This window comes from Amycolatopsis rubida (assembly GCF_900115345.1).
In the GTDB taxonomy this organism is placed as follows: Bacteria; Actinomycetota; Actinomycetes; order Mycobacteriales; family Pseudonocardiaceae; genus Amycolatopsis; species Amycolatopsis rubida.
The window spans coordinates 450,431-470,089 of sequence record NZ_FOWC01000005.1 but is presented as its reverse complement, the minus strand read 5'-3'; the positions used below and the strand labels follow the sequence as shown (position 1 = coordinate 470,089).

Here is a 19,659-nt window from a genome sequence, read left to right as displayed (position 1 = left end):
GGCCTTTTCCACTGTGGTCTAGACCTCAACGAGAACGGTGAACGGGCCGTCGTTCACGCTCTCCACGGCCATCTCCGCGCCGAACCGTCCGGTCGAGACGGTCGCGCCGCGGCCCCGCAGTTCCGCGACCACGGCGTCCACCAGGGGTTCGGCGATTTCCGGCCGGGCGGCGGCGGTCCACGACGGGCGACGGCCCTTGCGAGTGTCGCCGTAAAGCGTGAACTGCGACACCACGAGCAGCGGTGCGCCGGTCGTCGCACACGATTCCTCGTCGCGCAGCAACCGGAGTTCGTGCAGTTTGCGGGCCATCGTTTCGGCTTTCCCGGGATCGTCGTCACGGTGCACGCCCAGCAGCACGAGCAGCCCGGGTTCCTTGATCTCTCCGGCGATTTCCCCCGCGACGGTCACGCTCGCGCGGGTGACCCGCGCCGCCACCGCCCTCACTGCGGCGAACCCGGCACGAGCATGCCGTGCCGCACGAGTTCGCGGACGATCGGCAAAGCGGCGGCGGTCAGTTCGTGGGAATCGAGACCCTGCGCGGCGGACAGCAGGTCCAGCAGATCCGACAGCGGCAGCGCGCCGCGGCAACCCGCGAGAAGGCGCGTGGTGAGTTCGTCGACCTCGTGCTGCCAACCGGGTCCATCGGTGCGGTGCAACCGCCGCACGGTTGTTTCCCAGCCTTCGTCGCCGGGAGAGTCGACGCGTTCGAGCAGCACTGTGTCGGGTACCCGAAACGCTACGTCCAACACATTGTCGCCGTGCGTACGCAGCCACTCAACGCGGTCGAGCCAGTTCGCTGCTTCGGGACCCAGCGGGTCGTCGTAAGCCTGTCGCAGGTCTTCGCAAACAACAGTCGGCGTCTGACCGTTCGCGCGCCGCAGCGTCACGAAGCCGAATCCGATGCCCTGTACGTCGTTTTCGGTGAACCAGTCGAGCCACGCGGCGGCCTTAGCGCGGCCTTCGGGCGAGCGCGGGTCGATGCCTTCGTCGCGAAGCCAGGTGCCGACGTACAGCCCTGGGTCGGCGACGTCGCGCTGTACGAACCAGGCGTCGGTCTCAGGCGGCAGCCAGCGCGCGACGCGGTCGCCCCAGTCTTCGCCGCGACGGTGCAGCCACGACGCGAGGAGCTGACCTGTGCCGCCGTCGTTGAGGAAGCTCGGCAGTTGACGGACAACCAATGCGCTCGCATCGTCGCCGGCCAAGCCGGAGTCACGGTAGGTGTAGTCGACGCGCGGCGGACCTACCACGAATGGCGGATTGCACACGATCTGGTCGAAGCGGCGGCGCGCGACCGGCGCGAACCATTCGCCGCGCAGCAGCTCGACCTCCAGTTCATTCAGCCGGAACGTGCCCGCGGCCAGTGCGAGCGCGCGGGCAGACACGTCGGTCGCGGTGACGCGCTGCGCGTGCCGGGTCGCGTGCAGCGCCTGGACGCCGTTGCCGGTGCCCAGGTCGAGCAGGGTGCCGACGGGGCGGCGGCTGGTCGCGCGGATCAGGCTCAGCGACGCGTGCCCGACGCCGAGCACGTGGTCCTCGGGCACGACGTGGCCGAGCATGTCGGCGTCGAGGTCGGACACGACCCACCACGAACCGTCCTCGTCGCCGTGCGGGCGGATGTCGAGCGCGGCGCGGAACTCGTCTCCGACGGTCCGCAGGATGCCCGCGGCCACCGTGTCGTCCGCGCTGAGCGGCGCGAACGCCGACGAGACGGTCTTCTCCGGCTCGGCGAGACCGAGCAGGAACAGCCGGATGAAGACACCGAGGTCGCCGGCGTCGAGGCTCGCGCGGCGGGCGGGTTCGGGCTCGCCGCGGCCGAGCGCCGCGTGCGCTGCGCCGCCGAGCGCGTCGACGACGCCGTCAGCGTCGTAGCCGGTGCGTCGGAACGCTTCGCGCAGCCGCGCGCAGACGTCGTCGGAAAGGTCAGGGAGAGGCGTGTTCGTGCTCACGGTGGGTAAGCCTGCCACGATGAGCATCGTGACCACCGAGACCACCGAGCGTGTCCTGGCTCCGCTTGAAGCGGCACTGCCGGAGCTTGAAGCGCTGTACGTCGATCTGCACCGTCATCCCGAGCTGGCGTTCACCGAAACCCGCACAGCAGCCGAGCTGGCCCGACGGCTGACTGAAGACGGCTTCGAGGTGCACACCGGCATCGGTCGCACCGGCGTCGTCGGCGTCCTACGCAACGGCGAAGGACCGACTGTGCTGCTTCGTGCGGACATCGACGCGTTGCCGGTCGAGGAGCAGACAGGACTCTCGTACGCGAGCACTGCGCGCGGCGTCGACTCCGAGGGCCGCGACGTGCCGCTGATGCACGCCTGCGGACACGACATGCACGCGACGTGGCTCTCCGGTGCCGCGCACCTTCTCGCGGCTTCGCGGGAGGAGTGGTCTGGCACGTTGCTCGCGCTGTTCCAGCCCGGTGAAGAAGCCGGGGACGGTGCCGCGGGGATGGTTCGCGACGGTCTCTTCGACCGGGTCGGCCGTCCTGACGTGGTCTTCGGGCAGCACATCGTGCCTGGTCCGGCGGGGTGGGTGCTGACTCGTCCGGGCGTGATCATGGCGGCGACCGACACCTTGCGGATCACCCTGCACGGTCGTGGCGGGCACGGGTCGCGGCCGGAAACCACAGTCGATCCGGCGGTGCTGGCGGCGTCCGTGGTGCTCAAGCTGCAGACGATCGTGTCGCGGGAGATCGCCGCGACTGAGCCTGCTGTGGTGACTGTCGGCTCGATGCATGTCGGGACCGCGGCGAATGTGATCGCCGACCATGCCGTGCTGGAGGTCAATACCCGGGCCTTCGACGACGCTGTGCTGCTGCGGCTGCGCAAGGCGATCGAGCGGATTGTGAACGGTGAAGCCGCGGCCGCGGGGGCGCCTCAGCCGCCGACAGTCGAGGTCGTCGCGTCCTATCCGGTCACCGCGAACGACACCGCCGCCTCGGACGAGTTGACCGAGGTGTTTCGCGGGCACTTCGGTGCTGAGGCGACGATGCCCGCGCCGCTGGTCACCGGCAGTGAGGACTTCAGCGAGTTCGGGCGGGCGGCGGGGGTGCCGTCGGTGTTCTGGCTGGTCGGGGGGTTTGACGCGCAGCAGGTGATCACGGCGATGACCGAGGGGCGGTTCGAGACCGACGTGCCCTCGAATCACTCGTCGAAGTTCGCGCCAGTGCTGCATCCGACCTTGCGGACCGGGGTCGAGACGCTGGTCGTCGCCGCGTTGTCCCGGTTTGCCCGCCCGGGTGTCGCGGAAGGGCGGTGAGTGAGACGATGGAACACGGAGGTGGTGCTGTGAACGCACCCCACGGAGCCGATCCCCGCCCCGAGCCGGTGTTGATCACCGAGGCCGAACCGTCGCTGGACGATCAGCTGGCGGCGCGGAAGCGGAAGTACGTCATCATGATGGTGTGCCGGATTCCCTGCCTCATTCTGGCCGGGCTGACCTATCACACGTGGTGGCTGGCGATTGTGTTTCTGGTGATTTCCGTGCCGTTGCCGTGGATCGCGGTGTTGATCGCCAATGACCGGCCGCCTCGGAAGCCGGAGAAGGTCAATCGGTATGCGCGGGACGCCCGGCAGATCGAGGGGCGGAAGCATCGGGTGATCGACGGGTAGCTCGTCGCCTGGGGGCGACATCGCGTCCGGTCGCTGGCGTGGGGCACCCCGAAGCCCTGAGTGTGCTGACGGTTCGGGGGTGCTTGTCAAGGCGGGAAAGATGCCTTGACAAGCACCCCCGAACCGCAGGGGGCTTCGGATCGGGGTGCGGGGGAGGGGCTGGGTGCCTCGGCTGTTGGGTGCGCTGGTGCGGTTTTAGGGACGTGAGGGGGACCCTGAGGGAATCTGATTCCCTCAGGGTCCCCTCACGGACTGCTGTCTCAGGGTTGGGGGCCGATGCGGCTTACCGCCAGTGCGCCTAGTTGGGTGCCTGTGCGTAGGACGTCCACTGTGGACTTTCCGGCCAGCCAGGTGGTGAGGACGCCTGCGTCGAAGGCGTCGCCGGCGCCGGTGGAGTCCATGCAAGCCGTTTCCACTGCGGGGACTGACGAGACGCCGGTCGCGTCGATCCAGCTGGCGCCGTCCAAGCCCGCGGTTACTACTACCGCGCCGACGGTGTTCAGTAGTTCGGTGGCGGAGGCGGGGTCGGAGGAGCCGGTCAGGGCGACCAGTTCTTCGGTGTTCGGCATGAGCAGATCGGTGCCGCGTACGTCGTCCAGGAAGGCTGCGGGGTCGTGGATGTGGGCGGCTGCTTGGGGGTCCACGGAGGTGGTCAGCCCGGCTTCTTTGGCGGCGGCGAGGGCGGCTAGGCCTGCGGGGCGCGAGGAGGGGTCTAGCAAGACATAGCCGGACAGGTGCAGGTGGGTGGATCCGGTCAGCGCTGCGGGGGTGACGTCTTCGGGGGCGAAGCGTTTGTTCGCGCCTCGGTCGGCGAGCATGCTGCGCTGGCCTTCGCCGTCAACGAGGACGACTACGCAGCAGGTGGGAGCTTCAGGGTCGGTCGCGAAGGCGCAGCGGACGCCTGCGGCTTCCAGCTCGGCTCGGATCAGGCGGCCGCCCGAGTCGTCGCCGATTCGGGCGATCAGGGTGGTTTCCGCGCCCAGGGAGCGCAGCCACAGTGCGGTGTTCGCTCCGGCGCCGCCGCCGGTGAAGCGGATTGCTGCTCGGGCGTCGCCGCCGTGGGGGAGAGGCTGGTCGTGCCGGGCGACGACATCGAGACCCGCGTCGCCGACTACTGCGATTCCGGTCACGACAGGGCCACCGCTACCTCGGTCGCGAGTTTGGCGTTGGACAGCACCAAAGCCTCGTTCGCGTCGATGCTGACGCCTTCGCTGGCGGTGTGGAAGTGTTCGAGCAGCACCGGGGTCACGTCCGCGCCGCGCACGTCGGCGTCGGCCAGTTTCGCCAGGCCTTCCCGCAGCAGGCGATCGTGCAGGGAACGGTCCATTTCGGACTCTTCCGGGATCGGGTTTGTCAGCAGTACGCCGGAATTCGCGTAGCGGCGGTGGGCGGAGACGACTGCGGCGGCTTGGTCCGGGTCGTCCACGCGCCAGCCGACGGGGTGCCCGGAGGAGCGGAGGTAGAACGCGGGGAAGTCGTCGGTGCGGTAGCCGAGGACGGGCACCGAGTTCGTTTCCAGCACCTCAAGAGTGGCGGGGATGTCCAGGACGGACTTCACGCCGGAGCACACGACCACGGTCGGCGCCTTGGCGAGGACGCCGAGGTCTGCCGAGACGTCCCAGCTCTGTGCCGCGCCCAGGTGCACGCCGCCGAGGCCGCCGGTGGCGAAGACGTCGATCCCGGCTGCAGCGGCGAGCGCCGAGGTGCCGGCGACGGTGGTGGCGCCGGAGCGGCCGAGGCCGACTGCGGGACCCAGGTCGCGCAGGGACAGTTTGTCCAGGCCGGCGCCGGGGGCGCAGACGCGCTCCAGTTCGGCGGGGGAGAGGCCGATGACCGGCCGTCCGTCCAGTACGGCGATGGTGGCCGGCACGGCGCCGCCGTCTCGTACGGTTTGCTCGATGCGACGGCCGACGTCGAGATTCCGTCCGTACGGGAGGCCGTGCGAAAGGATCGTGCTTTCGAGGGCGACGACGGGGTGACCGTCACGCAACGCCGAGGCGACTTCCTCGTGGACGAACAGGGGAGTGGTCTGGGTGGTCACGAACGGACATCATCTGTGATCGCCGCGCACACTGCGGCATCGGGTCAGTTCTGCCTGCAGATTTCGCCGCGCGGCGGTTTCCCAGCGTGAGCGGGCGCTTTCGGTGAGGTACAGCGCGGGCCGCGCGAGGAGGCTTTCCAGGACAGCGGCGCGGCCGGTCGCCCAGGCGTCGTCGGGGTAGCGCGCGTACTCCTGACGCACGTTGTCTACGTACGCGGCGTACGCAGCAGGTGGTGCGCCGAGGATGGCTAGGTCGGCGTCGAGGAGGGCTGCTGCCGCGAAGTCGTCTTCGAGGGCTTCGTGGGTGGCGGTGGCTAGGACGAGCGCTTCGGCCCGGTCGATGTGCGCGTCGGCAATCCCGGCGCGCGTGAGCCAGCGGCGAAGCCACTCCGCGCTGCGCTGCTCGTCTTCGCTGGGTACGGCGTCGTAGACCACGTCGTGTGCCCACGCGGCTAGTACGACGACAGCGCGTTCGTGAAAGGGCAAATCGGCCGCTAGCTGCTCGGCGTCGTGCGCGACGGCGGTGGCGTGGGCGAGGTCGTGGTAGCGGCGGTGCGGTTCGGTGTAGCGCGTTTCGAGGTCGGCCCAGGCGTCGTGGCCGACGTGGTGGTCGCCGCCGAGGAGGGCGAGGCAGCTGTGCCAGCGGGGTGCGGACTCGTGCGGCATCCGGGCTCCTGAAGGGTCCCATGGCAGGTCAAGCGAGCCTAGCCGGGCATTACCGCGGGCGCGGCGCTGAGGCATGATGGTGGGGTGAGCACCGAAACGCTGACCAAGCCGGAGACCGACAGCACCGAGTCGACCGACGACGACTCGCCGAAGATGTTCCACTACGTGCGCAAGAACAAGATCGCCGAGAGCGCGGTCATGGGCACGCACGTCGTGGCGCTCTGCGGCGAGGTCTTCCCGGTCACGAAGTCGCCCAAGCCGGGGTCGCCGGTCTGCCCCAAGTGCAAGAAGATCTACGAGGGCCTCCGTCCCGGCGCCGACGACTGAGCGGGCTTCCCGCGCGTCCCGGTGCGCGGGAACAAAGGTGAAAACCCTTCACTCGGTGGCTGTGCACCCGGGGAGGAACTGGTAGACCTGCACTCCGGCCAGTCGCCTCCCCGCAGGAGTGTCCCCGTATGCGCGCAACCGGGATCGTGCTTTCCCTCGTCGTCCTGATGTCCGCCTTCAGCACCGTCGCGGCGGGTGCCGCGAACGCGGTGACCGGATGGACCACCGTCGGCTCAGACCGGGCTCGCCCGCTCGACGAGAGCCAGGGCCTCGCCACTGTCGAGCGCTCGTCGGGCACCAGCATCCGCTACACCGGCCTCGGCACGGTCGACCCGGGCCTCGCGTCGAAGGGCTGGAACCACATCGGCGACCCGGGGTCGGCGAAGGGCTGGTATGTCGAGCCCTACCAGCGCGACGACCGCGGCGCGAAACTCTTCCGCGTCGAGGCGCCGGACGGCTCCCGCGCCGACTACCAGCACGCGCTGGAGTCGTGGGAGGCCAACAACAATTCGTTCGCCGCGGTGTCGCCCGACGCGCGCTGGCTGGTGTCCGGCGAGTGGGGCACGATGGACCGCCTGCTCGTCTACCCGATGCCCGGCGTCGCGGCCGCCGATCCCGGCCAGAACCTGCCGTACGCGTCGGCGATCCGGCTCGACCACCCGGTGCGCGACGTCCAAGGCTGCGATTTCGTGTCCGCGACCCGGCTCATGTGCTCCTCCGACGACCCGGACGGCAGCCTCTTCGGCACCACCAAACCGTTGCTGCAGGTCGATCTCTCCGGTTCGGTCGCCGGCTCCGACGTCACCGGGCACGTCACCTCGCTCGGCCAGCTTCCGCTGGAAAGCGGATGCGGCGGCAACTTCGAGGTGGAGGGCATCGACTACGACGAACGCGACGGCGGCACCCTGCGCGTGGTCGTGATGTCGCCGAGCGTCTGCATCGCTTTCGACAGCAAGACGTGGCGGTTCCGCCAGGGCTGACCTCAGCCCTGCTGCGAGCGCGGTTCCGGGCCGGGAGACGGCTCGGAACCGGTTCGTTCGTCCGGACGCTCGGGCCGCGCGAGCCGGACGGTCTCCGATTCGGTGTGGTTCACCTCGGCGCCGTTCGGCTCGTCGTGGCCTTCCTCGGAGTCATCCGGGTGCCGTTTCGGCCGCCGCAACGGCATCGTCGTGCGGTCCCACAGCCGGCGGCCCTCCTCGGCCCGCATCCGCTCGTTCGCGCGTTCCATCTCCAGCCGCCGCCACTTGCGCCGCTGCCGCCGGGTCGCCTTCGCGGGCCACAGTTCCTGGATCGCGCTGTTGAAGTACGCGCCGCCGACCACCGCGAGGCCGATGAAGAACATCAGCAGCAGGAACGCGATCGGGGCGGCCAGCGCGCCGTAGGTGTAGCCGGTCTTGGTGATCCAGTTCAGGTAGATCCGCAGCCCGATGCTCGACACCAGGAACACCACGCCGGCCAGCATCGCGCCCGGCAGCCCGCGGTGCCACGGCAGCCGGCGCGGCAGCGCGAGCTTGTACAGCGTCGTCAGCGCGAGCGCGATCATCACGCCCAGCACCGGGTAGTAGAGCGTGCCGACCCAGGACGAGACCGTCGGCCGCCAGTCGAGCGGGAAGAACTCCGGCAGCAGGTCCGGCCCGATCGCCAGCAGCGGCAGCCCGACGACGAGCCCGATCAGCGCGCACAGGTACAGCAGCAGCGCGAAAATCCGCTGCCACACCTCGTTGCGGACGCCGTACTGGTCGTGCGCGACGGTGATCGCGTCGACGAACGACGACATCGCCGACGAACCCGCCCACAGCGAGATGACGAAGCCCACGGACACGATCTCGCCCTTGCCGACGGTGAGGATGCTGTTCACCGTCGGTTCGATGATCTCCTGCACCGCGTTGGCGCTGAAGATGGTGTGGCTGAACGTGATGATCCGGTCGTGCACCGCGGTGACCACGTTCTGGCCGAACCACTCGCCGATGAAGCCGACGCTGCCCAGCAGCCCGAGCAGCAGCGGCGGGAGCGACAGCGTCTGCCAGAACGCCGCCTCGGCGGCCTCGGAGAAGATGTTGCCGTCCCACGCCTTCGCGAGCGTGCGGGTGATGAGCCGCCACGGCCCTCTGCGCACGGTCTTCTCCGGCACGCTCTTGTTCGGCTCTGCCTCGCCGGCGTCCGGTGTCACCTCGCCCATGGTGTGTCCCAGCATGGTCCATGCGTGCGGTTTTGGCTCGTCAGCCCCGCCGAGAGGGAGCGTGTCGGACGACACCACCCGTGGCGGTGGCGGGCGCCCGGGGACTCGGAAGGTAAGCTGGCCGACGTGCCCTCATCGCGGCGCCCGGCGGCGAAGCCGGTGCCACAGTGGGGGTTTTCGCACGTCACGGCCGCGCCGAGCGGTCCGAGGAGGGGGTGAACCGAGTTTTGTCCGAGACGACCCAGCCGGTCCTCGGGGCGCCGCCCGCAGAGAAGGACTCCACCGCGCGCCCGCTGCGCGCCTGGCAGCGCCGAGCGCTCACGAAGTACCTGTCGAGCCGGCCGAAAGATTTCCTCGCGGTCGCGACGCCGGGCGCGGGCAAGACCGTCTTCGGCCTCCGGATCGCCGCCGAACTGCTTTCGGACCGCACCGTCGAGGCCGTCACGATCGTCACGCCCACCGAGCACCTGAAGCACCAGTGGGCGGCCGCGGCCGCGGCGGCGGGCATCCCGATCGACTCGAACTTCCGCAACACCACCGGCGTCACGTCGTCGGACTACCGCGGTGTCGCGGTCACCTACGCGCAGGTCGCCGCGCACCCCACGCTGCACCGGGTGCGCACGGAGAACCGCAAGACGCTGGTGATCCTCGACGAGATCCACCACGCGGGCGACGCGAAGTCCTGGGGCGACGCGACCAGCGAGGCGTTCACGCCCGCGGTCCGCAGGCTCGCGCTCACCGGGACGCCGTTCCGCAGCGACGACTCGCCGATCCCGTTCGTCGCCTACGAACCGGACGGCGGCGGGTTCCAGCGCAGCAAGGCAGACCATTCCTACGGCTACTCCGACGCGCTCGCCGACGGCGTGGTCCGGCCGGTCGTCTTCCTCGCCTACTCCGGCGAGGCCTCGTGGCGCACCAGCGCGGGCGAGGAGTTCACCGCGCGGCTGGGCGAACCGCTCACCGCGGAGCAGAACGCGCGTGCCTGGCGTACCGCGCTCGATCCGGCGGGCGAGTGGATCCCGGCGGTGCTGCAGGCCGCCGACACGCGGCTCAGCCAGGTACGGCAAGGAATCCCGGACGCGGGCGGCCTGGTGATCGCCACCGACCAGGAAACCGCGCGCGCCTACGCCAAGATCCTGGAGCGGATCTGCGGCGAAACGCCGACGCTGGTGCTGTCCGACGACCCGAAGGCGTCCGGGCGGATCAAGGAGTTCTCCGAGACCAGGGAACGCTGGATCGTCGCGGTCCGGATGGTGTCCGAAGGCGTCGACGTCCCGCGGCTGGCCGTCGGCGTGTACGCGACCAGCGCGTCCACCCCGCTGTTCTTCGCTCAGGCCATCGGCCGCTACGTGCGGGCCCGGAAAAAGGGCGAGACGGCGAGCATCTTCCTGCCGAGCGTGCCGGTGCTGCTGGAGCTGGCCAGCGAGCTGGAAGCGCAGCGCGACCACGTGCTCGGCAAACCGCATCGGGAGAAGGAAGGCTGGGACGACGAACTGCTCGCCCAGGCCAACCGCACCGAGGACGAACCGGGCGAGGAGGAGAAGGCGTTCACCTCGCTGCACGCCTCGGCCGAACTCGACCAGGTCATCTACGACGGCAACTCGTTCGGCACCGCGGTCTTCTCCGGCTCCGACGAGGAGCAGGAGTACCTCGGCCTTCCCGGCCTGCTGGAGCCCGACCAGGTCCGCGCGCTGCTGCGCAAGCGGCAGGAAGAGCAGGTCTCCGACGAGAAGCGGCGCAAGCCGAAGACCGAGGAACCGGCCGCGCCGCCGGTCCGGTCGCAGTCGGTGAGCGAACGGCTCGGCGCGCTGCGCAAGGAACTCAACGCGCTGGTCGGCGTGTACCACCACCGCACGAAGAAACCACACGGCGCGATCCACAACGAACTGCGCCGCCAGTGCGGCGGCCCGCCCACCGCGATGGCGACGGTGGAGCAGCTCGAAGAGCGGATCGTCACGCTGCGCTCGTGGTAGTCGCTGGTCGCGGTGGGCCGGCGGGCGAACCGGTTCTCCGGTGCTGGGCAGCGGTGAGCCGACGGGATTCGCCAGGCAGTCGACGCGATCCCGGGAAGACCGCGCCGCCGGTGTCCCCGACGCGCCGCCCGCGGCCGGACCGGACCGCCCTCGTGCGCTGACTGCGACGTTGCCGCTCCCGGCGTCAACGCCCGGCGGTCACGACCCAGACTCCGCCGGGGATCCGCACCCCGAGCGGAGTCTCGAACTCGCCGAGCGCGTCCCGGACCTGATCACGGAGCCCGGCGAGGACGTCCGCGTCCACGCTGCGCAGAGTGTGCCGGATCGGTGCCATCGAGAAGACGAAGTCCGTCGCGTCGCGGGCGTCCGCTCCGAAGCCCATGTCCGCGTTCACCGGGCTGATCTCGATGTCGCGGAAGCCTGCTGCGGTGAGCACGTCGGTGATCCGCTCGGGGGCCAGCAGCGAACCCATGCCGCGGGCGGCCGGGGAGGGCTCGCGGAGGTAGGGCGTGAGCGCCGCAGTCGCGCGGGCATAGGCGTTGCCGGCGTCGCCTGGCTGTGGTCCCACGAAGGCGAGCCGCCCGCCCGGAGCCATCGCTTCGCGAAGATGCTCGAACGCCGCGACCAGGTCGGCGAAGAACATCACGCCGCCCCGGCTGATGACGACGTCGAAGCCGGGCCCGTCGAACGGGTGCACCTGCGCGTCTCCCCGCTCGAACGCGATGTTGGCGATGCCTTCGGCCGCCGCGTCCCGGCGGGCCCTTTCCCGTTGCGGCTCCGAAAGATCGATGCCCAGCGCGTGCCCGTTCCCGGCCTTTCTCGCGGCCATCCTGGTGGTGAGCCCTGTCCCGCAGCCCACGTCCAGGACGCTGGATGCCCGCCGCGTCGAAAAGCGGCGCGTCGAAGGCTTCCATCATCCCGTTGTAACGATCCGGGCGGGCCGCCCAGAGTTTGCCCTCCCAGCCGTTCCACGCTTCGGACTGCCGCTGATTGGCGATCGCCGTCATCCCCCTCCTCGTCCTGACTAGAGTCGGACTCTAGTGTTTGACTCTAGAGTTAGACTCCAGTCATGAGTGGTGTCAAGGGCGCCCGATCCGCTCGGGCCGCGGAAACCCGGCGGCGCATCCTCGCGGCGGCCACGGAGCTCTTTCTCGCCGGCGGCTACGGCGCGACCACGCTTCAGCAGGTCGCGGACCGGGCGGGCGTGGCGGTCCAGACCATTTACTTCACCTTCCGCAACAAGCCGGCGCTGCTGAAGGAACTGGTCGACGTCGCGATCGCCGGCGACGACGGTCCGCTGGCGACGATGGAGCGGCCGTGGTTCGCCCGGGCGGCAGACGCGCCGGACGCACGGAGCGCGCTGAACGCGCTCGTCACCGGCAGTCGTGCTGTGCTCGAACGCGTCGCCGCCGTCGCCGAGATGGTCCGTATCGCGACCGCGGCTCACCCTGAGCTGCGCGACCTGTGGCCGGATCACGAGGATCCGCGCCATACCGTGCACGCGGCGGCGGCGAAGGCGCTGGCGGGGAAGCCGGGAGCCGTCACCGGTCTCGACGTCGGAAGGGCGGCGGATGTCCTCTACGCGCTGCTCAGCCCAGAACTGTTCCTGATCCTCACCCGTGACCGCGCATGGCCGCCCGAGGTGTGGGAGCGCTGGGCGGAAGACACTTTGGCCGCGCAGCTGCTCACGCCGGGGGCCTGAGCGGGGTGTCCCGTCGAACAGGCTTACCGGTCACTTCGCACTGCCGGTAGCGGCGGCCGGCTGGCGCAGCGAGCTACGCAGAGTGCGTGTCGCATTCGTGCCGCCGGAGCACTCCGCAACGCGCTCCCTCTCCTGGTAGAACGGTTCGTCCGGTTCGATCCGGGCGCCTGAACGGGCACCCCTGCCGTCCGGACCGGACAAGACCGGACAAGTTCTCGTTACGCTCGGTACGTGGCCGGGATCACTCCGTCAGACGGGCCGCTCGATGCGGGCCGTGTTGCCGAACTGTGTCCATTTGGTGTCGGTTACTCGATCCCGCCATCTTCCGCAGAGCCGCTCCGCGGCATATGTTGTCGGCCACAACATATCTGCGACGGTGCACGGGGACCTTCTCCGATCACCCCGCGAGCATGATCGGAGAAGGAACGAGGATGCGCAGCAGAACCCTTACCCTCATCGCCGCGACGGTGAGCGCCGGCCTGGCGCTTTCGGCCTGCGGCGCCAACAGCTCGGGCTCGGGGAACTCGGGGGACGGCACCAGCTCCGCCTCCGCCCCGGCCGGCGGCGGCGCCAGCGGCAAGGTCGGCGTGATCCTGCCGGAGACCGCCACCTCGGCCCGCTGGGAGGCCTTCGACAAGCCGATGCTGCAGGCCGCGCTCTCCGCGCAGGGCTTCAGCGCCGACATCCAGAACGCCCAGGGCGACAACCAGAAGTTCTCCACCCTCGCCGACGGCTTCATCAGCTCGGGCGTCAAGGTGCTGATCATCGCCCCGTCCGACCCGGCGGTCGGCGCGGCGATCGAGGCCAAGGCCAAGAACGCCGGCATCCCGGTCATCGACTACGACCGCCCGAGCCTCGGCGGTTCGGCCGACTACTACGTCTCCTTCGACAACGAGAAGGTCGGCGAAATCCAGGCACAGGGCCTCGCGGACGCGCTGAAGAGCAAGCCGGGCGCCAACGTCGTCCAGATCGAGGGCGCGCCGACGGACAACAACGCGACCCTGTTCGCCAACGGCCACGACAAGGTCCTCAAGCCGCTGTATGACTCCAAGGCGCTGAACCTCGTGCAGAAGCAGGCCATCGACAACTGGGACGCCCAGGTCGGCGGCACGACCTTCGAGCAGATCTTCACCCGGGTCAACGGCAAGGTCGACGGCGTCGTCGCGGCGAACGACGAACTGGCCGGCGCGGTGATCACCGTGCTGAAGAAGAACGGTCTCAACGGCAAGGTCCCGGTCACCGGCCAGGACGCGACCGCGGCCGGGCTGCAGGCGATCCTGCGCGGCGACCAGACGCTGACGATCTTCAAGCCGATCAAGGAAGAGGCCGAGAACACCGCGAAGCTGGCCGCCGCACTGGCCAAGAACGACAAGGCCGGCGCGGACGCGATCGCCACCGGCAAGCTGCACGACCCGAAGAACAACCGCGACCTGAAGTCGGTGCTGCTGCAGCCGCAGCTGATCACGATCAAGGACATCAAGACCGTCGTCCAGCAGGGCTACGTCAAGGCGTCCGACATCTGCACCGGCGACCTCGCCGCCAAGTGCACCGAAAACGGCATCTCCTGACGCCGGCTGTGCCGAATGGCGCCGATCCGGCCACAGCCACGGCCCGATGACTTCGCCGCAACGGCTGCCTGCCGTTTCGGGGGCGGCCTGCTTCGGCCGGATCGGCACCTGTCCGCAAGAGCAGCCGGGCCGGGACGCGTTCCCCCGACGCGCGTCCCGGCCCGGTATCCACGCGAGAGACAAGCGAATCCCATGAGCGAGCCCATTCTCGACATCACCGGCCTGAACAAGAGCTTCGGCCCGGTCCACGTCCTGCACGATGTGGACTTCGCCGTGCGGGCGGGCGAAGTGACCGCGCTCGTCGGCGACAACGGGGCCGGCAAGTCCACTTTGGTCAAATGCATCGCGGGCATCCACCCGTACGACACCGGATCCGTCCGGTTCAACGGCGCGGACGCGCACATCCGCGGTCCCAAGGACGCCGCCGAACTCGGCGTCGAGGTCGTCTACCAGGACCTCGCCCTAGCCGACAACCTCGACATCGTGCAGAACATGTTCCTCGGCCGCGAGCGCGGCAGCAGCTGGCTGCTCGACGAGGCCAGCATGGAGAAGGCCGCGCGCGAGACGCTGGCGTCGCTGGGCGTGCGCACGGTGAAATCCGTCCGCACCCCGGTTTCCTCGCTGTCCGGCGGGCAGCGCCAGACTGTCGCGATCGCGAAATCCGTGCTGTGGAACAGCAAAGTCGTCATCCTCGACGAACCGACCGCGGCGCTCGGCGTCGCGCAGACCAAGCAGGTGCTCGATCTGGTGCGTCGGCTGGCCGAACAGGGCCTCGGCGTGGTGCTGATCAGTCACAACATGGCCGACGTGTTCGAGGTCGCGGACCGGATCGCGGTGCTGTACCTCGGCCGGCTGGTCGCGGAGGTGCAGACCGGCGACGTGACGCACAGCCAGGTCGTCGAACTCATCACCGCGGGCCGATCGGGCGATCTCGGCCTGGCCCGTCCCGAAGCTGTCGCGCTGTGAGCGAGAAAGAACCCGCCATGACCGAAACTTCCGAGAAGCCGCAGACGCCGGACGCGCCCGCCGGGGCGATCACCGACTTCGGCATCGACACCACCTCGCTGTCCACCGGCGAGGCGATCAAGGACTACTTCGCGCGGATGAAGGACGGGCAGCTCGGCTCGATTCCCGCCGTGCTCGGCGTGATCGTGCTCGCTGTCCTGTTCAGCGCGCTCTCCGGCGACTTCTTCACGCTCCGCAACATCGCCAACCTGCTGGAGCAGGGCGCGGGGCAGACCATCATCGCGATGGGCATCGTGTTCGTGCTGCTGCTGGGCGAGATCGACCTGTCCGCGGGCACCGCGTCCGGCGTCTGCGCGTCGCTGATGGCGATGCACTACGTCCACAATGGAAACCTGCTGGGCTCCATGGGAACCGGCGTCTTCATCACGTTCATCGCGGTGCTCGTGCTCGCGGTGGTGCTGGCGCTGCTGCAGAAGATCTGGGCCGGGGCGGCGGTTTCGCTGGTCGGCATCGTGGTGATCCTGGTCGGCGCGCCGGTCAACGCGTGGGTCGAAATGCTCATCGCGGTCTGCACCGGCACCGCGATCGGCTGCATCACCGGTTTCCTGGTGTCGAAGATCGGCATGCCCTCCTTCGTCGTCACGCTGGCGCTGTTCATCGTCTGGCAGGGTGTGATCCTGCAGTTCGTCGGCGAAGGCGGCACGCTGCCGATCAGCACGAGCGACACGCTCAACGCGGTCGCCAACGGCAACCTCTCGGTCGCCGGCAGCTGGGTGCTGTTCGTGGTCGCGGCCGGCGGATACGCGGTGCTCGCGCTCGGACAGCATTTCTCGCGGCTGAAGCGCGGGCTGGTGGTCCAGCCGACGCCGATCGTGCTGGCGAAGGTCGGCGCCATCGCGGTCGTCGCCGCGATCGCGACCTACCTGTTCACCGTCAACCGGGCGTCGAACGACCTCGTCGTGATCGCGGGCGTGCCGTACGTGGTGCCGATCGTCCTGGTCCTGCTGGTGGCGGGCACCTACGTGCTCAACCGCACCAAGTACGGGCGGCACCTGTACGCGGTGGGCGGCAACAAGGAGGCCGCGCGCCGCGCCGGCATCAACGTGCCGAAGCTGCGTACCAGCGTGTTCGTGATCAGCTCGTCGTTCGCGGCGATCGGCGCGATCGTGTACTCGTCGAAGGTCGGTTCCGTCAGCGGCCAGTCCGGCGGCCTGAACACGCTGCTGTTCGCGGTCGGCGCGGCGGTCATCGGCGGCACCTCGCTGTTCGGCGGCAAGGGCCGGATCATGGACGCGGTGATCGGCGGCGCGGTGCTGGCGATCGTGAACAACGGTCTGGGCCTGCTGCAGCAGAAGGCCGCGGTGGTCAACATCATCACCGGCCTGGTGCTGCTGCTGGCCGCTTCGGTGGACGCGTTGTCGCGACGGCGGGCTGAGGCGTCGGCACGCTGAGGGCAGATGGGAAGATGACCCGGTGAGCAGCCCGCCCGTCGCCCGCCCGGACGAGGTGCGCCGGCACAACCGCACAACCCTGTTGCGCCTGCTGCACGTCGGCGGGCCCAGTACGCGGGCTGCCCTGGCCACCGAACTGGGGCTCAACCGGAGCACCATCAAAACCCTCGTCGACGGTCTCGCCGAGGCTGGCGTGGTCGAGGAAAAAGTGCCGAGGCCGGGGCGAGGGGCGGGCCGCCCCTCGCTCCTGGTCCTGCCGCAGCCGCACGCCGCCGTCGTCCTCGCGGTCGACCTGCAAGTCGAGCACGTGGCGATCGCGCTGGTCGGGCTCGGCGGGCAGATCCTCGGGCGCAACAGCTGGAACCTGCATGCCCGGACGCGGACCGCGGACGAGGTGATCACGCACGTGATCGAGTCGACCCGGGTGCTGGCCGGGGACCTCGGCGTGGAGCCGGTGGCGGTCGGCGTGTCGGTGCCGGGGGTGGTGCGGCGGGCCGACGGGCTGGTGCACGAGGCGCCCAACCTGCGGTGGACCGACGTGGCGCTCGGGGACCGGCTGTCGGGAGTGTTGCGGATTCCGGTCCTGGTGGCCAACGACGCCGAACTGGGCGCAGTTGCCGAGCATGTGCGCGGGGCGGCTCGGGGGTCTTCGGATTCGGTGTACGTGTCCGCGGATGTCGGCGTCGGCGGCGGGGTGATTTCACAGGGGTCTTCGCTGCGCGGGGGCGCGGGGTATGTCGGCGAGATCGGGCATATGGCGATCCGGCCTGGCGGACGGGCTTGTTACTGCGGCAGCCGCGGCTGCTGGGAGACCGAGATCGGCGAGGCGGCGCTGTGCCGGGCCTTGGGGTTGCCGGAGGACACGCCGCGCGGGGCGATTCTCGTCGAGCTGCGGGAGCTGGGGCTGGATGCCGTCACGGCTGCTTCCCGGTTGGCGGAGTACGCGGAGTGGCTCACGCTGGGGCTGGTCAACGTGGTCAACCTGCTCGGGCCGGAGCTGGTGGTGCTCGGGGACCTGCTGACTGTGCTGCCGGAGTCGGTGATGCGGGCGGTCGCCGAGGAGGTCCGGGGGCGGAGTTTGGTTTCCCGGGCGGCCGGGGGGACTCGGATCGTCAGTTCGGCGCTGGGCGCGGATGTGAAGTTGCTGGGGGCGGCTGAGGTGGCGTTTGAGGTGGTTCTGGACACGGTGTGAGGCTGGGGGCGGCTCGTCGCCTGGCGGCGAGATCGCCTGTGGGGGTTGCGTGGGGCACCCCGAAGCCCTGAGTGTGCTGACGGTTCGGGGGTGCTTGTCAAGGCGGGAAAGATGCCTTGACAAGCACCCCCGAACCGCAGGGGGGCTTCGTATCGGGGTTGGGGGAGGGCTGGGTGCCTCGGCTGGGTGAGTGCACTGGTGCGGGTTTAGGGCTCTTTGACGTTCCGTGAGGGGAACGTTTGGCTGATGCGGTCCGGGGGCGTGCTGGGAGGCAGCGGGCACGGCGAGCGCGGGTGGCGGCAGGAATGCCGGTGGGAATGCCTGGGGCGGCTGAGGCGGTGCCAGGGTGCCGTTTGACCTCGCCCCGTGCCGCGTCGGGCGGGTGGGACGCGCCGAATGCCACGTTGGGTGCGCTCGACGCAGCGAATGCCGTGTTGGGTGCGCTCGACGTGCCGAACGCCGCGTTGGGTGCATCGGGTGCAGCCGAATGCGGCATTCGGGCGGGCCGTCTCGGCGCGGCGGGGCGGGGAATCGCGGCGGGGCGGGGGAGCCGAGGCTTCCGGCCTGCCCTCCGCCCAAAGAACAGGCCCTGAAAAACACCGGAGGCGGCCAGCGCGCCTGCGCCTGCCGCCTCCGGGGAGCTGCCTGTCGGTGAGCGAACTTACTTCTGGATCTCCGCGGCCAGTTCCTTGAGCTTGGCCTCGTGCTCGCGGGCGTGGTGCCCGCAGAAGAGCAGCTCGCCTCCGGAGCTGAGGACAGCGCGTACCTGAGCTGCTGCTCCGCACCGGTCGCATCGGTCGGCTGCGGTCAATTCGGGGCGGGTGAGCGTCGGTGTTGTCATGGGGGTCTCCCTCCGTCCCGGCACCGGTCGCCCGGTGCCTCGATCCAGCTACGCCCACTTCGGTCTCGATGCCTTCGGCGGGGATCGCTTCCGGCTCCGCGGTGTTCGTGCTTCCACTCTTGCAGACGTTTGGCGGCCCGCAAGTGTTCCCGCGCCGGTGGGAGGTGCGTCACGCCGAATTAGCCCGGTTGCCGCAACGGCGTCCCACCCCGTAGGACCAGACCACCCGGCGCGGGGCGTTTTCCGTGGTCAGGCACCATGCGGGAGTGGGCATTGCACTCTCCTGGAAACGCGTGAACGCGATTCCGGCGCCGGTCTTGTTCGTTCTCAGCGGAATTTCGATGTATGCCGGTGCGGCCATCGCGGTCGACCTTTTCGGGCACGCCACGCCCTCCGGGGTTGCGTGGCTGCGCTGTCTCGGGGCGGCCGTCGTGCTGGTGCTGTGGCGGCGGCCGCCGAAAGCCGCCTGGCGGGGCAGGCGGTTGCTGCTCGCGGGCGCTTTCGGCGTCGTGACTGCCGGGATGAACGTGGTCTTTTACGAGGCCATCGCGCGGCTGCCGCTGGGCACGGTGGTCGCGCTGGAGTTCGCCGGTCCGGTGGTCGTCGCGGCGATCGGGTCGCGGACCCGGCGGGATCTGATCGCGCTGGTCCTGGTGGCCCTCGGGGTGGTCGCGATCGCCGATGTGCGGATCGCGGGCAGTCCGCTCGGCGTCGTGTTCGCGCTGGCCGCGGCGGCTGCTTGGGCGGGATACATCGTGCTCGGCAAGCGGGTCGCCCTCGGCGGGGACGGGCTGGATTCGCTGGCGGTCGGGTTCGTGGTGGCGACCCTCGTGCTGTCGCCGCTCGCGCTGGGCACCGGGGAAGTGTGGGGTTCGCCACGCATGCTGCTGCTCGGGATCGGCGTGGGCGTGCTGTCGACCGTTGTGCCGTACGCGCTCGACCAAGTGGTCCTGCGCCGTCTCGGGCAGGCGCGGTTCGCGGTGCTGCTGGCATTGCTGCCGGTGACGGCGGGGGTCGTCGGGTTCCTGGTGCTCGCGCAGGTGCCGAGCGTCGTCGAAGCGATCGGGACGCTCGCCGTCGTCGCCGGGGTGGCGTTGCGCGGCCGTGACGACTCCGGGCCGGTCGCTGAGCCGCCGGGGTGA

General features: G+C 69.8%; 19 protein-coding genes. 11 read left to right on the top strand and 8 right to left on the bottom strand.

Annotation, left to right across the window (positions count from 1 at the left end; translation table 11 throughout):
* Positions 1–18 precede the first annotated feature (18 nt).
* Together dtd and BM362_RS22660 are read right to left on the bottom strand one after the other, a co-directional pair.
* Complete coding sequence (gene dtd / locus BM362_RS22665; protein WP_037810034.1) at positions 19–444, bottom strand: D-aminoacyl-tRNA deacylase; 426 nt, start codon at positions 442–444, stop codon at positions 19–21.
* Positions 441–1,946, bottom strand: coding sequence for a DUF7782 domain-containing protein (locus BM362_RS22660; protein WP_425285722.1), 1,506 nt, complete (start codon positions 1,944–1,946; stop codon positions 441–443). Before BM362_RS22660 ends, dtd begins: the two co-directional genes overlap by 4 nt.
* Positions 1,947–1,965: 19 nt before the next feature.
* Between BM362_RS22660 and BM362_RS22655 the strand changes: the two genes are divergently transcribed.
* Both BM362_RS22655 and BM362_RS22650 read left to right on the top strand, forming a co-directional pair.
* Positions 1,966–3,258 (top strand): amidohydrolase, encoded by a 1,293-nt coding sequence (locus tag BM362_RS22655; protein ID WP_067579537.1) that lies wholly within the window; start codon positions 1,966–1,968, stop codon positions 3,256–3,258.
* A gap of 8 nt (positions 3,259–3,266) precedes the next feature.
* Positions 3,267–3,611: a DUF3099 domain-containing protein gene (locus BM362_RS22650; protein ID WP_067579535.1), complete on the top strand. Its 345-nt coding sequence runs from the start codon at positions 3,267–3,269 to the stop codon at positions 3,609–3,611.
* A gap of 260 nt (positions 3,612–3,871) precedes the next feature.
* Here BM362_RS22650 and BM362_RS22645 read toward each other — a convergent pair whose 3' ends face one another.
* Genes BM362_RS22645 through BM362_RS22635 form a run of 3 tightly spaced genes read right to left on the bottom strand, consistent with a single transcriptional unit; the run spans position 3,872 to position 6,318 of the window.
* A complete protein-coding gene (locus BM362_RS22645) occupies positions 3,872–4,741 on the bottom strand; it encodes a carbohydrate kinase family protein (RefSeq protein ID WP_093574421.1) in 870 nt (289 codons plus the stop codon).
* A complete protein-coding gene (locus BM362_RS22640; RefSeq protein WP_067579530.1) occupies positions 4,738–5,652 on the bottom strand; it encodes a pseudouridine-5'-phosphate glycosidase in 915 nt (304 codons plus the stop codon). The genes BM362_RS22645 and BM362_RS22640 overlap by 4 nt, the downstream gene beginning before the upstream one ends.
* Before the next feature lie 9 nt (positions 5,653–5,661).
* A complete protein-coding gene (locus tag BM362_RS22635; RefSeq protein ID WP_093574420.1) occupies positions 5,662–6,318 on the bottom strand; it encodes an HD domain-containing protein in 657 nt (218 codons plus the stop codon).
* Between the two features lie 84 nt (positions 6,319–6,402).
* On the opposite strand from BM362_RS22635, the gene BM362_RS22630 reads away from it, so the two are divergent.
* On the top strand, positions 6,403–6,645 hold the full coding sequence (locus BM362_RS22630; RefSeq protein WP_067579526.1) for a DUF3039 domain-containing protein: 243 nt from the start codon (positions 6,403–6,405) through the stop codon (positions 6,643–6,645).
* Positions 6,646–6,773: 128 nt separating this feature from the next.
* On the top strand, positions 6,774–7,625 hold the full coding sequence (locus BM362_RS22625; protein ID WP_093574419.1) for a hypothetical protein: 852 nt from the start codon (positions 6,774–6,776) through the stop codon (positions 7,623–7,625).
* Between the two features lie 2 nt (positions 7,626–7,627).
* Here BM362_RS22625 and BM362_RS22620 read toward each other — a convergent pair whose 3' ends face one another.
* Positions 7,628–8,839 carry a YihY/virulence factor BrkB family protein gene (locus BM362_RS22620; protein ID WP_093574418.1) on the bottom strand — a complete coding sequence of 404 codons (1,212 nt, stop codon included), beginning with the start codon at positions 8,837–8,839 and terminating at the stop codon, positions 7,628–7,630.
* Positions 8,840–9,051: 212 nt separating this feature from the next.
* On the opposite strand from BM362_RS22620, the gene BM362_RS22615 reads away from it, so the two are divergent.
* Positions 9,052–10,797: a DEAD/DEAH box helicase gene (locus BM362_RS22615; RefSeq protein ID WP_093574506.1), complete on the top strand. Its 1,746-nt coding sequence runs from the start codon at positions 9,052–9,054 to the stop codon at positions 10,795–10,797.
* Positions 10,798–10,981: 184 nt separating this feature from the next.
* On the opposite strand, the gene BM362_RS22610 is transcribed toward BM362_RS22615, so the two are convergent.
* The gene (locus BM362_RS22610) at positions 10,982–11,656 is read right to left on the bottom strand and encodes a class I SAM-dependent methyltransferase (protein WP_208865293.1); all 675 of its coding nucleotides are present in this window, start codon (positions 11,654–11,656) and stop codon (positions 10,982–10,984) included.
* A gap of 210 nt (positions 11,657–11,866) precedes the next feature.
* Here BM362_RS22610 and BM362_RS22605 point away from each other — a divergent pair, with 210 nt between their 5' ends.
* The 5 genes from BM362_RS22605 (at position 11,867) to BM362_RS22585 (ending at position 17,676) form a co-directional block, all read left to right on the top strand.
* Positions 11,867–12,499, top strand: coding sequence for a TetR/AcrR family transcriptional regulator (locus BM362_RS22605; RefSeq protein ID WP_093574417.1), 633 nt, complete (start codon positions 11,867–11,869; stop codon positions 12,497–12,499).
* A 431-nt stretch (positions 12,500–12,930) separates the two neighbouring features.
* A complete protein-coding gene (locus tag BM362_RS22600; RefSeq protein ID WP_067579515.1) occupies positions 12,931–14,067 on the top strand; it encodes a sugar ABC transporter substrate-binding protein in 1,137 nt (378 codons plus the stop codon).
* A gap of 192 nt (positions 14,068–14,259) precedes the next feature.
* Complete coding sequence (locus tag BM362_RS22595) at positions 14,260–15,033, top strand: ATP-binding cassette domain-containing protein (RefSeq protein WP_067579513.1); 774 nt, start codon at positions 14,260–14,262, stop codon at positions 15,031–15,033.
* A 17-nt stretch (positions 15,034–15,050) separates the two neighbouring features.
* Positions 15,051–16,484, top strand: coding sequence for a sugar ABC transporter permease (locus tag BM362_RS22590; protein ID WP_093574416.1), 1,434 nt, complete (start codon positions 15,051–15,053; stop codon positions 16,482–16,484).
* 22 nt (positions 16,485–16,506) lie between these two features.
* Positions 16,507–17,676 carry an ROK family transcriptional regulator gene (locus BM362_RS22585; RefSeq protein ID WP_167545390.1) on the top strand — a complete coding sequence of 390 codons (1,170 nt, stop codon included), beginning with the start codon at positions 16,507–16,509 and terminating at the stop codon, positions 17,674–17,676.
* A 661-nt stretch (positions 17,677–18,337) separates the two neighbouring features.
* Here BM362_RS22585 and BM362_RS22580 read toward each other — a convergent pair.
* Positions 18,338–18,517 carry a DUF7455 domain-containing protein gene (locus BM362_RS22580; RefSeq protein WP_037358805.1) on the bottom strand — a complete coding sequence of 60 codons (180 nt, stop codon included), beginning with the start codon at positions 18,515–18,517 and terminating at the stop codon, positions 18,338–18,340.
* A gap of 341 nt (positions 18,518–18,858) precedes the next feature.
* Between BM362_RS22580 and BM362_RS22575 the strand changes: the two genes are divergently transcribed.
* Positions 18,859–19,659, top strand: coding sequence for an EamA family transporter (locus BM362_RS22575; protein ID WP_093574504.1), 801 nt, complete (start codon positions 18,859–18,861; stop codon positions 19,657–19,659).

Coding starts and splice junctions, on each gene's coding strand:
- BM362_RS22575 (WP_093574504.1), top strand. CDS start 18,859: ATGTATGCCGGTGCGGCCATCGCGGTCGACCTTTTCGGGCACGCCACG.
- BM362_RS22635 (WP_093574420.1), bottom strand. CDS start 6,318: ATGCCGCACGAGTCCGCACCCCGCTGGCACAGCTGCCTCGCCCTCCTC.
- BM362_RS22620 (WP_093574418.1), bottom strand. CDS start 8,839: ATGCTGGGACACACCATGGGCGAGGTGACACCGGACGCCGGCGAGGCA.
- BM362_RS22580 (WP_037358805.1), bottom strand. CDS start 18,517: ATGACAACACCGACGCTCACCCGCCCCGAATTGACCGCAGCCGACCGA.
- BM362_RS22605 (WP_093574417.1), top strand. CDS start 11,867: ATGAGTGGTGTCAAGGGCGCCCGATCCGCTCGGGCCGCGGAAACCCGG.
- BM362_RS22625 (WP_093574419.1), top strand. CDS start 6,774: ATGCGCGCAACCGGGATCGTGCTTTCCCTCGTCGTCCTGATGTCCGCC.
- BM362_RS22655 (WP_067579537.1), top strand. CDS start 1,966: ATGAGCATCGTGACCACCGAGACCACCGAGCGTGTCCTGGCTCCGCTT.
- BM362_RS22600 (WP_067579515.1), top strand. CDS start 12,931: ATGCGCAGCAGAACCCTTACCCTCATCGCCGCGACGGTGAGCGCCGGC.
- BM362_RS22590 (WP_093574416.1), top strand. CDS start 15,051: ATGACCGAAACTTCCGAGAAGCCGCAGACGCCGGACGCGCCCGCCGGG.
- BM362_RS22595 (WP_067579513.1), top strand. CDS start 14,260: ATGAGCGAGCCCATTCTCGACATCACCGGCCTGAACAAGAGCTTCGGC.
- BM362_RS22650 (WP_067579535.1), top strand. CDS start 3,267: ATGGAACACGGAGGTGGTGCTGTGAACGCACCCCACGGAGCCGATCCC.